The organism is Streptomyces sp. SN-593 (genome assembly GCF_016756395.1).
Classification (GTDB): Bacteria; Actinomycetota; Actinomycetes; order Streptomycetales; family Streptomycetaceae; genus Actinacidiphila; species Actinacidiphila reveromycinica.
The window spans coordinates 2,100,284-2,113,108 of sequence record NZ_AP018365.1 but is presented as its reverse complement, the minus strand read 5'-3'; the positions used below and the strand labels follow the sequence as shown (position 1 = coordinate 2,113,108).

Below are 12,825 nucleotides of genomic sequence, written 5' to 3'. Positions count from 1 at the left end.
CTGCCCGTCCCCGACGCTCAGGATCCCAAGACGGTGCCCGCACCGATCGCGCGGCTGCGCGACGACATCCCGCTCTACGGTGTGCTCGACATCCCGCACCAGGACAGGCTGCTCGCCGACGTCGCCGCCTCCTTCGCCGAACACCTGACGGACCTGTCGGACACGTCGCGGGACGCGCTGCTGAACTTCCTCGACGAGGGCAACTTCCGTGCCGCCGTTCCCCAGGCGTGGGGGGGCAGCGTGCCCTCACCGACCCTGTTCACGAAGTCCGGACGGGTGATCGGCCACCTGCGGATCAGCGTCGACTTCGACCCCGACACCACGATCGTGGGACCGACGACGCAGAACGGCGCCATGGAGTCATACGTCCTGCGGTCGGTGAAGATGCAGGGCAGTTCGACGGTGAAGAACGCGCTGGGCATCGATGTGCGGGTGCCCTTGGACCTGGCCGGCGCACCCCACCCCGTGACTGACGTGGCGGGGATCGGCGGCATCGTGACCCTTCAGGTCGGCGTCGGCCGTCACTCCGCACGGACCCTGACCGGCGGCGGTAGCGCGAGGATCGGACGGTCGCTACGAACCGCGACGCGCCAGTTCCAGGTGGAGGCGCGGGCAACGCTCCAGGTCGCCTTGGTGCGGCCACACGGCCCCGTGGTACTGCCGGCTCCGAACACCCCGCTGGCCGACGCCGCGCGTCGCTATCCGTTCGTGTTGAGAGTCCCGTCACTGGACGCACTGGGCCACGCGCCCACCGAGACCCGCTACCTGCCCGCACACCTCTCTGAGTTGCGGTCGCTGGGAGTGTCCACCACCCCCCTCGCGGTCGACGGGACGGAGACGCTCTTCGGCAGCCTCGAGGCGTATCTCGAACGTGCGGGATTCCTGCCGTCCCACAGTTTCGGCGTGGCGCACCGCCTCGGCCTCCAGGGGAACACCACCGACACCAGCCTCCTGGCCAACCAGAGCACACTCGACAAGGTGCGCGCGACGCTGAGCCGGAGGTCGCAGGCCGACGAGATGATCGAAGGCGGCGTGCAGTTCGTCTTCCATCAGCCCACCTCCTCGGGGGTGCGGCAGATCTCCGCGACGCTGAGCGCCGAACGCCGCTGGACCGCTGGTGCACAGGGAGGCGTCGAGCACCAGCGCACCGTGCCGGACTTCCAGACGCTCAACTACGCCGGCGCCACGTCGAGCGGCGACGGGCAGGCGTCCACGACGCCGTGGGCGGTATCCGCGGGAGTCTCCGGCGGTGTCACCAATCCACTGGACTCCGAGCACGTCACACAGCCGCTGCGCAGCATCGTCGGTGGCGTCGTGTACAACCGGGCGGAAACGGATACCACCGGAGCCAGTTCCGGCACGGGGCACGAGTCCTACGCCCTCAGCCCCACCGCCGACGGCCTCCAGCTCTTCCGTATCCCCGTCGCGTACCGGATGGACTTCACCGACACCGATGGCGCCGCCCCCCCTGCCGCGGTCGCCGACGGGTGGATGCGGGTGGCGGTCCCCACCTTTCGCACCACCAAGGAGGCGCCGGCTGCGAACGACCGGCTCGCGCCGGTGGTGACGCGCGCCGTGACCCCCGAGGACACCGCCGCGCTCCAACTGCCGGGCGCCGGTCGCACCTATGACCGCGGAGTGCTCAGGCTCCCCGAAACGGTCTGGCTGGACCGGGTGGAGGGAAGCAAGGAGATCAGGGCGGCGGTGAGCTCCCTCCTCGACGGTATGGAGCGGGAAGCCGCTGCCGCTGCCGCCGCGGCGGCAGCGGCGCCGCTGCCACGGATTCCCGGCGCCTTCCCCGCCGATGACGAGGACGCGGCGGACCTGGAGGCGCAGGCGGGCGACGACGCGATAGCGCTGGCCCCGGCGCCGGGACAGGGTCGTGCGGCCACGGCCGGCGCGGACGACGGCGCTGCCGCGGGCGTACCCCGGCAGCAGGACGGCACCGGTGACGCGCACGGGGCGGCTACCCGGCGCCCGGAGACGGGCCAGGGCTGGGCGGTGACCGGGAAGGTCGCAAGGTTCCTCGCCAAATGGTCAGGCGTCGCCGGGACGTGGAGCTTCGTCCGGCAGGCCGTCGCGGGCGAGCCGTCCTCCCACGTGGAGTCGGCCACCGAGCAGGTGCACAGGAGCGCGCTCTCCCCGCATCACCTGCTGGGTTACGCGGGGCGCATCTTCCGTGACACGTACGTCGTGGAGGGCGGTGGTACGGCCGGGGCTGCTGTGGGCACCGACGTCGTCGTGGAGGTGCGCGGCTACCTCACCAAGGTCCGGGCGTTGGAGCAGCCGCCCGCGCTCGACACCGAACGGTGGCTCCAGTCCGCCGACATGGCCATGAACTCCCGATCCACCGCGGGCGGCGTCGCCGGGAACATCGAGGTGGCCGGCCAGTACGGAGGGGAGCACGGCTCGTTCCGCCCCTCCGGCGGCGCCAAGCTGGCCGGGGCGAAGGCCGAGAGCAGCACGGTCAACGACAACACGGGCGCGTTCCGGGTGACCACGGAGGACACCACAAAGGTGCACCGGTTCGTGGCCACGGTCGTCTATGTCGTCACCGTCCGGCGCGGCGTGGCCAACTTCCTCTGGCGGCTCCTGCGCACGGGACCCGGCCTGGAACGGACCCGCGTGGTGGAAGTACCGGACGGGGCCGAGTTCCTGCTCGTCGACAACGACCTGCGCAACCACCCCGACCTGCGCGACATCGCGGGTCTGCCCGATCCCGCCCCCGCCGAGCCCCTCGACCGGGCGCTGCCGCTGTGGTACCGCGACGGCGGGGGAAATATGTCCGCCGGCGCTGTCACCGAGGTCCACCTCACGGGTGGCCGCGACGCGCTGCTGAACGTCGTGAGGGCCGCTGTCGAGAGGCAGGCCCCCGGCGCGACCATCCCAGGGCACAACACGTACGCGCCGTACGTGCTGACCCGCTTGAGCGAGCACACCACGACGCTCGGTCTGCGTACCCTTGCCAACGCCGGGCCGAAAGGCCACATCGCATTCCACTTCGTGTACGCCTCAACGTTCGGACCACGCGAGGTCGAGGTGTCGTTCGTGGCCCGGCCGGCGCCCGACGTCGACCTGGACGCCGTGCGCGGCCGCCGGGCCGACGCCGCTTCCGGCTTGGACAACGTCTTCGGCCGGTCCAGCGGTCACGGAGCCGGACTGCGGAAGCCCGGAGCGACAAAGGTCAGCACCACAAAGACCAGAGACATCCAGCTGGACTTCGTACCGGCAGGGCAGATCGGCACCGGTGGCATCACCCCCGCCGTCCGGGTGGACGCCAGTCGCGAGGTCAGCGAGTCCCGGACGAGCTCCCGCGAAGACCGCACCTGGATGCGCACGGCCAACAGTGTGGAGTTCAACGGTGTCCGGTACGAGATCGGGTGGCAGGTCGTCACAAGGCCGTTGAGGGAAGTATCACTGGCCGGGCTGCTCGGCCTGCTCCAGCCGCGCGGCCGCGCGGCCACGGGCATCGGGCCGTCCGGGATGGACCCGAACCTGCTCGTCAAGCCGCTGTACGCGGACTCGGGACGTGAAACGGCCGACGTGAGCCTGCGATTCCAGGCCGACGAGGCGCCCGTCGCGGCGGAGGCGCCGGAGCAGGCGTCCCTCGTCGTCGTTCCCGCGCTCCACACCGAGGACCCGACGACCGCGATCGCCGCGGTTCCGCCGGACCTCGGCGACATGCTCGCCGGACCGAGGTGGGCGCCCTCCCGCCCGTTCCAGCTCTACCGCTTCGGCGGCATGGACCAGTTGGCTCGAGCGCTGCGCGCGGTCGATCACACGGTGAACGGCAAGCTCTCCGCGCCGACCAACCAGTCCGACGAGGGAAAGCTCCTGCGGCTCACCAAACTCGTCGCCAACAACCGTCTGACCCGGCTGGAGCCCGCGCACGTCGCGCCCTTCCTCGGTGGCCCCGGCGGCGAGGGCACCTCGATCAGGGTCAGCCTGTACGCCGCGCGGCCGGAGACCGCAAGCAGGGACGTGGCGATCGACCGCATCGAAATATCCTCGGACGGCGCGAGCATCCAAGCGGACAAGACGACCACGTCGTCGCTGGCCTTGGGAGGGGGCGGCGGCGACGCCAACAACTACTTTGGCCCCACCATGCCTGTGCTCGGTGGCAGTGAGGATCGGGGAGGGTCGGCCACCGAGTCCAGCCAGCGCCGTGACCTGCTCCGGTTCGGAACGCCGAAGGAGGGCAAGGACGGCTCCGGCCTGCGCGGTCACCGGGTTCGCGCGGTCGGGGTCGTCGAAGTGCGTGGGCCGGATGGCGTCCGCTGGGTGGTGGGAGACGTCCTCCTCCGCACGACCGAGACGCCGCCTCCTCTTCCCCCGGCACTGGCACCAGCGCAGGCACCGCCACCGGCGCAGGCCGCGGTTGCCGCGGAACCGGTGGCCGAGCCTTCCGCCGCACCGGCCCCCGCGACCTCACCCGGCGTAGACGCGGAGGCCGCGAACACCGCGGACGACTGGGAACCCGGCAAAACGGCTGAAACTGCGCGGACTGCGGAGTCGACCTCCACAGCGGAAGCGACTGCCGTGGCCGTCAGCGAACCGGTCGGCCGAGGGAACGACGACACTGCCGTGACGACCGCACGGAAGGCTCCCGAGCCCTCCTTGCTGGATGTCCCCGGAGGCGGCGACTGCCTCTTCGCCGCGGTACTGGCGAGCGTGGCGCGTCAGGCCCCGGGCGTCTTGGCCGCGGACCTCGACGCCGCCGGCCTGCGGGCGCGTGCCGCAGCCTGGTACGGCTCGGCGGCGGCCGCCGGACTTCGCGCGGAGCACCGCGACCGGAACCCGTTCGAAACGCTGGCGCACGACATCGGGTCCGACCAGGGCACCCTGTTGCGACTGCTGCGGCTGCCTCGTTCGCCCGCGCTCGACGACACGACGGCCGCTCGCATCAGGGCGCGGGCCGAGCTCCGGCAGTACCGCGCGAGACTCGCGGAGCTGGCCGGCACGTCGCTCGACCGTGAACTGCTGAGTGGTCTGCCGGGCACCGCGCTGCCGTCGCTGCTGCCCGGGTTCCGGCCTGACCCGGCCGCCGCCGCGGAAGAGGTGGGCCGGCAGACTTCGCTGGCCCAGGCCGCCATGCTGCGGAGCATTCTGCTCAGTCGGCTGAACGACCCGGCGGAAAGCCGCGCGACGGACGAGCTGTGGGAACAACTGAGAGGCGACTACGGGCAGTTGCCGAGCGAGTCCTTCTCGTCCCGTGCTGCCGTCGCCAGGGCAGGGCACGACGGCATGGTGCAGGACGCGCTGCGCGACCGGGCGATGTGGGTGACGCCGTTCTACGACGAGGTCCCCCAGGTGCTGGCGCGCGCGCTCGACCTCGATCTGGTGATCGTGCGCCCGGACGGGGCGGGCGGAACACTCACCCAGCGACTCGATCCGGACGCCGCAGGGCCGACGGTTCACATCTTCTACAACGGCCATGACCACTACCAGGGGCTCTCCGCTCCTGTGGAAGCCGGCGGTGCCGAAGCCGCGCCCGTCGCGTCCGTGGAGCCCGTCGGGTCCGTGGCGGAGCCCGCTGAGCTCGCCGAGGCGGCGGACCAGGACGTCCGGGAGTGGCTTGGCGAGTTGGTCCGTCGCCATGGGGCCGACGAGCCGTTCACGCGCAGGCTGGTGGCCCACCTGTCGGCTGGGACGATCGCCAGGCTGGCCCCGGCCCTGGCCGTGGTGGACGGCCCTCCGCGTGGTTCCGTCTCTCGCGGGGAACACACGCCAACCGCTCCCCTGGAGCCGGGCGGGGGCCGAGCCCCGTCCTGGTACGCGCGTGGGGCCGGCGCCGAGCCGGCGCCGGCCGCTGTCGGGGAGGCCGAACCCGTCATGAGTTCGGTGCCGGAGTCCACCGTGGAGTCTTCCCGGGCGGAGCCGGAGCCGGGCTCGGGGGCGAACACCGACGTGGGCGAGTCGGCGCACCAGGGGCTCGCAGACAGCCTGCGCACGGAGCAGGAGCTTCAAGCCCGGACAGCCGGCGGTGCGGGCGGCAGCGGTGCCGCCGAGCGCCGTGGCCGTGCGGCACCGGGTTCGCGAGCGGCCGGGAAGCAAGCCGTCGAGGCGGACTCCCTTGCGGTCGAGGAGGAGTGGCCGCTGTCCGGGCCGGCTCCGGTGGAGGCGGTGTCGCACGTGCGCGGCAGCGATGCGGAGCGGGCCGCTGTGGCGGCGGAGTTGACGGCCGAAGACCTGCGGGACAGCCCGGCCGGTTTCTCGCTGGACAGGGTGCGACAGGTACTGACGGCGCCGGGGGAGCCGTCATCGGAGATCAGGGCCGTCGCGGCGCGGGTCGCGTGGCGGTTGTGGGGTGAAGCGTCGGCCGGGTTCGGGGAGGACACGTGGCAGCACGCGGCGGACCTCGTACTGCCGCTCGAGCTGCATCGGGTGTTCGCTGATATCCGCTATGCCGCACGCCCCTTCCGGGAGGCGGTGCGCGAGGTCGCTGAGCGCTTGGCTGCCGATGGGGCGCCGGCGGGGCGGCTGGCGGCGGACCGGGCCAGGCAGAGGCTCGGTCTCCCGCTCAGGGTGCGGGGTGGTGCGCCGCGCGCCGTAGCGGCCCAGCAGGCCGCCGCTGCCGGGGAGGGCAGGGAGATCGGGCCGGTGGCCGGGCCGGCTCAGCCGGCCGCCCCCGTGGTGGACGGTCCGGTGGGCGCGGGTGTGGTGGTGCCCGTGGTGGATGATCCGGTGGCCGTGGTCGTGGTGGGGGCCGACGCGGACGACCTCGGCGGGGTCCGCGTTCCCTGGTACACGCGGCACGGTATGCTCGGCGAGACCGAGGTCGTCGACGTGCCTGCTTGGACCGATGTGCAGGCCGCGGTCGCGGCGGACGGCGTGGTGACCGGGCTCGACTTCGCCGACGCGTCCCCCGCTGTCCGGGAGGCCGTACGCCGCAACCTTCTGGACCTGCTCACCGAGCGAGGCACCCGTCCGGGCGGAGCGAACGATCCGACCAAGGCATGGCACGACATCCTGCTGCGCGGCCGGCTCTTCGTGGCCGACGGCAGACTGGTGTGGCTGCGTCCGGTGCTGGACGGGGCGTCGGCGGTCCCGGCGCGCACGGCGGACGACGGACCGGTCCGCGCGTACAACGTGTCGTTCAACTCCACGTCCGCCGGACACGTGCGGGCTTCTGCCCGCGAGAACGCGGCAGACCTGGTGCTCTTTACCGCCATCAATGTCGCGTCGTCCGCGGCGAGCGTGGCGGTGCTCGGCCTTCCGCAGGTCATGGGTTCGTTCGGCCGGGTCAAGACCGCCGGCGCCCGGCGCAACGTCGTCAGCGGCCGCAAGCTGTTCGTCGGCGAGACCAACGACTTCACCGTCGGCCTGCGGATGCGGGTGTTCGTCGACGGCGACGAACTCGCGCCCGTGGCCGGGGCGCCGGTCGTGGCGCGGGGGCTGACCTTGCGCTTCCCCGCCGAGCTGTCCGGGAGCACCGAGCCGGCGCCGGGGCCGGCCCCGGCGCCGCTGCGGAACCGCGAGCCGGGCGATCAGGGGCGCACGCACCAGCGGTTCCGCCGTGCGGGTGAGGTCCTGCACGCCATCGACATGACCCCGATCGTGGCCGACCTCCAACGCGAACTGCGCGTTCATGGCCGCGTCGAGGCCGAGCAGGCACGGAAGGTCGTCGAGCAGACGCAGAGGACACTCAACGAGAAGACCTCACGCAACCGTGCACACTGGCAGTTGACGAGCGGCGACACCAGCGCCGGTATCCGGAGCCGAGGTCCGTTCCTCAAGGCGTTCTTCGGTCCCATCCGGGTACGGGTGACCGTGGACAGCGCCCAGTTCCTCCAGGTGGCGCCGGACGTCGCCGTGCGAGAGGACCTGGGGGCCGGGTTGGCCGCGACGTCCGGTCGCGGTGGCGAAAGCGGCTTGTCCGTGGTCGCCGGAGTCAACGCCGCAGGTGTCGTAGCGCCGAGCTTGGGCGCGGATCCCCAGGCGAAGGGCATCGCCCCGCTGGCCGGTGTCACGTGGGCGGCAGCACGCGGATGGGGCCACGCGCTGTCCTCGCAGGCGTTCGGCCACGCGATCATCAACACCACTGAGGACCAAGCGCGTTACCGCACGCGGTTGCGGGTCGAGGTGGAGTGGCCCTCGCGGACCCATCCCACACTCGGCACTGTGACGTCGAGCACCGAGGCGGAGCTCGCGATTCCGTGGCGCGACGGAAGGGGGGCCGAGGACTTCGAAACGAGCGTGCTCGGGCATGTCGCCTCCCCCTACGTGCGCGACGTTCTGGCAGGTGCTGCTGCGGCGCAGGGACACGACGCGGCCGGGCCGGTGGCGTGGCCGGTCCCGGTGGCGGCCCAGCCGTATGTGCGGGCCCTGCTCTCCGCTTCCGGTCTACCCAAGAGGCGTGACCCCGTGCGCCCGGCTGTCCTGGACCCCCGCCACCGCTATGTACCGCACGCGAAGGAAACGGTATGGCTGGCCGCGCGCAACGGCGTCGGCTTCGCGGTAGGGACGGCGCTGCCAGGAGCGGAACTCGTCGAGGACCACTTCCGTGCCCGGCTGGAGGAGCTGTCCAGGCCCCCCGGCAACATGCTGTACCGGGCGTTCAACCAGATCACCCGACTGCACCGACCCGCCCGCGGCCGGGCCGGCGCCGACAGCAAGCTCAGCACCGCCTTCGGCAGGCCCGCCCTGGAGGGCAACTTCCCCGCCGTTCTGTCGGGCGTCAAGCAGGAGGTGAAATACGCCGGGCGCCGCTACGAACTGGGCGTGCGCGCCCACTTGACCGAGCACCTCGACTACCGCTTCCACTCAGCGAAGGTCAACGCCCGTGCCGCCTTCGCCGAGGTGGTGACAGGGAGCCGGAGCAGCAAGTGGTCGGTGACCTTGGGCGGTGGCGGCGGCGTACGCCTGGACCTCGGTTTCCTCGCGCGCCTGCAAGTCGGCGGCTTCCGGCTCTTCGGCAGGTACGGGCGCGGCACGGGCGACTCCTTCGAAACCGTCGCGAAGGCGTACCGCCGCACCGAGACCGACGGCACCGTGCACGAGCACGTGTACAACGTCGTCTACGAGTTGACCCTGCAGCCGCTGGCCGGTGGCCCCGCCGAGACGTGGTACGTGCATCAGGACGGCAGCCTGGTCGCCCAGGTCGTCATACCGGACGAACACGTACCCGGGACGCCGCCCACCGCGGAGGAGATCGCCCACACCGGTGAGACGACTGTGGTCGGCGCCCTTCCCGGGGACCGCCGGTTCGATCTCAGCGGCGGTGTGTCCGGGCTCTATCCGGCCTTCCAGGCCATGCCGGGGCTGACCAGGGCCGCGGCGGACGTGTACGCCGAGCTGAACGGCATCGAGGGCACGATGGATGAGGGCATCGCGTGGCTGCCCCGACAGATCCTCAACGCCACCGGCCCGGACGAACTCGCGGCGTTCTTCGGCCACATGACGGACGGCTGGGGCCGGGACGTGGAGTTGCCGGAGCACGACGGCTGGAAGAACGTCATGGTGCTGCGTGTCCACGCCCTCGAACCCCGGCGTCTTGCGGAGGAGCCCGGCGAGGTCGAGATCGAGCAGTACGCCCAGTCCGTGAAACGGCACGTCCGCAAGCGCCACACTGCCATCACCGGCGGTATGCGGGCCGAAGCCGGCCCGCAGTTCCGGCTCGGCTCCGACCAGGGCGGCGACGCGGAGATCGTCGACCCGCAGGCGGGCCCCGACGGCGAGGTCCCCACCCACGCCACCGATGGCGCACAGGTACCGGGCGGGCGGGTCGCGTTCTTCCTCAACAGCCAGTACGAGTACGAACGGTCCTCCTCCCACGACGTCTCCGAGGGCGCCATCGACATCAGTCGAGCCACTTACGGCGGTGCGCCTTCCCTCCACGGGACGGATCCCGTCTTCACCGTCACCATGGTCCGGCGCAAGGGCCGCAAGACGGAGTCGCTGACCAAGTACGTGCGGGTGAGCGGGGCGCTGGACGTTCTCGTCCCCGAGCGCCTGCTGGAGGACATCACCCCGAATGCGGCGGCCGCACCTGTTGCCGCCGCCGTGCCGGGCGGCCCCGCACCCGCTGTCGGTCGGGCCGACCCCGCGGATGTTGCCGGGGTGCCTTCTGTCGTGCTGCCTGCGGATGTTGCCGCTGCGCCCGCTGCGCCCGCTGCCGCGCAGGCCCGCGGTTACGCGGCCGGCCGTATCCCTGTCACTTCCGTCTTCGTCGAACGGCTCCAGGCGGATGTACTCGACGCCGTGCGGCAGCGGCTGCGCGCACGTGGTCTGCTTCCCCGCACCGCGGCCGACGGCGGTGCGGCCGACACGTTCGAGCCCGTCTCGCGGGCACTGCGCGCCCTATTCCGGCCCGACGCGTTGAAGTCCCACAGTGGCGCGCTGTTTGACACCGGTGTGTGGACGTGGATTCCGGTCAGCTTCTTCGCCGGCGGAACGCGTTACCTGTATGTCAACGTCAGGATCGAGGAGGTCGACGCCGCTGACAGCCAACGCTTCCGTGACGATGTCGATCTGACCTTGCGGGGTGAGTCCGCCGACGAGCAGAAGGAGGGCCGGGAGGCTAAGCACCAAGCGGGCTTCGGATCGGTCGTCACGAGCCGGGGCGGCGAGCACACCGAAGAGAGCGACCAACAGGCGCACGGCGGTCTGGACGCGTCCGCCGGCTGGTCCGCGTCCTTTAGCCGGGGATCGGAGAACGCGCGGGAGACGGTCGTCATCCACCGGGCCAACACCAGGGGCGGGGCGGTCGAGTTCGAGCACAACGTCCGTTTCCGGGTCGAGATCGGTGAGACCAGGGAACTGCCCTCCTACGCCAAGGTCGTGGGTTTCCCGGCTCGCGTCGTCGAACTGGCAGCGGGAGCCATTGCCGGGGCCTTCGGCCGCGAGGACGAACTCACCGCCTTCTGGCACACCTTGCGGCCCTGGGTGTGGCACGACGACGGAGCCGGTCAGGAGGTTCCCGGGCGCATCCGGCTGCTTGCGCCGCGCTACCTCACCGTCGACGCACCGCAAGCCGCAGCCGACCCCGCTGTTCCGGTGTTCTCCCGGCAGTACGGGCGGTCGTCGCAGTGGCGTGACGCTGTCCCGCCGCCGGCGCTCAGCGATGACCTGCTGGAAAACCTCCATCCGTGGGACGTGTCCGCCGCTGCAGCCGTCCAGCGGTGGGCGAAGGTCGCAGCGGTGGGCGCCGTTCGGGAGACCAGGCTCGACGTGGGTGCCCCCTGGGACGTCCCGGGCCTCGACTTCTCCACCACCGGGGGCCTCGGCTACCTGCACCGCACCAGCCACTCGATGATTCGGCCGCGCATCGCCGAGCTCCTCGGCCACCGCTACACGGTCAAGGCGGGCGATCGCGAGGTCACCGTCGGCTTCGAACTGTCCGGCGGCGTCGAGTACGCCCCTTCGGCCGCCGACGTACGCCACAAGGCTCGGCACTACCAGCAGGTGGATGAGAAGACGGAGGGACAGGTAACGCGCGAGCGCGGCTGGTTCCTGGGCATCGGTCCGGAGGGCGGCGGCGGCGTGGGTGACAACGCCATGCTCGGCCGCATACCGATCGACCGGTTCTCCGCCAACGCGGAGAAGGACTCGGCGGCCCTCGGGCAGACGGAGGAGAACAACAAGGAGAGCAACCGCGGATTCCGTTACTACCGCTTCGACGTGCGGGTCGTCATCTCGCCGGCGCACCGGCCCGCGCGCCAGCTCACCGTCGACGTGCCGGACGGACTCGTCGCCATGCTCCCGCTCGGGCCCGACGGCGAACCCGTCGCCGACCTGGTCGGACGGAACCGGGCACTCTTTCGAGCGGCTGCGGTGCCCGCAGTGCCGGTGCCGGTGCCGATGCCGGTGCCTGGGGCCGCGGCGCCGGACGCCGCCGCTGTGGTGGCTCCGGCGCCACCGGTCCCCAATGTCGCTGCTGCGGAAGTGGTCGCAGACGGACCTCAGGTAGCCCAGGCTGCGGCTGACGTGGTGGGTGAGCAGCTGGCTGAGCCTGCGGCTGCGCGCCTGGCGGCGCCCGCTCCTGTGGTGGAGCCGGTGCCCGCGCCCGTAGCCGAGGCCGTGCCCGTGCCGGTTGACGGTGATCTGCCGGTGCCCGCAGTCGCGGGGCAGCCCGAGGCCGAAGCCGTACCCGCGCCCGAAGCCGAAGCCGAAGCCGAAGCCGCGCCCCGGGCCGTGCCCCTCGCCGTACCGGCGCGCCGCGCCGAGCCCGCACCCGTACAGGTACCGGCACCGGCGCCCGTGCCGAGGACACCGCCCGCCCGTCCGGTGCTGGGTGGTCTGAACCTCGACGTGGTGCCGGTGGGAGCCGTCACCGCGGTGGCGTCCGACGTGGCGTCAGTCAAGGCCCCGGCGGAGGCCGCACGGACCGAACGGACGGCGCCTGCCGGGCCGGCCGTCCAGGCCCGGCCCGGGGTGGCGGACCCCGGACCGGTCCGTGCCGGTACGGCGCCCGTGGCCGAACCGTCGCCGACCGTGCCCGTCGTGCCCGAGGGCGTACGGTCACTGCTGGTCTCGCCGCGCCTCGTCCCGTTCCGCTTCGATCTGGGCGGGCTGTCGGGCGGTCCGTCGGCGGCGGAACTGGACGGGCTGCGCAGCGGGCTCGAACGGGGCGATACGGCCGAGGTCGAGGCGGGCGCCGCCCGGTACGGAGCACGCGTGGCCACGGAGATCGAGGCCCGCTGGCAGGCCGAGGGCCTGCACCCCTCTAGGGTCGCCCTGGACATCGGCGTCGCGGACCCGGCGCAGCTCACGGTGGCGGTGATCGTCGCCCGTACAGTGGCGGAGACGCTGAGGCACCGAGTCAACGTCATCGTGGCCGACATGCGACCGATCGAGATCTGCCCCCCTGTGGGCGGCCCCCGGTGA

The 12,825-nt window shown here is 72.1% G+C and carries 1 protein-coding gene (running past one end of the window); it reads left to right on the top strand.

Annotation, left to right across the window (positions count from 1 at the left end; translation table 11 throughout):
- Positions 1-12,825, top strand: the 3' end of a protein-coding gene (locus RVR_RS08735; protein WP_202233302.1) for a hypothetical protein. The gene continues 16,161 nt to the left of window position 1, outside the view; only the last 12,825 of its 28,986 coding nucleotides appear in the window; its start codon lies beyond the left edge, outside the window; it ends in the stop codon at positions 12,823-12,825.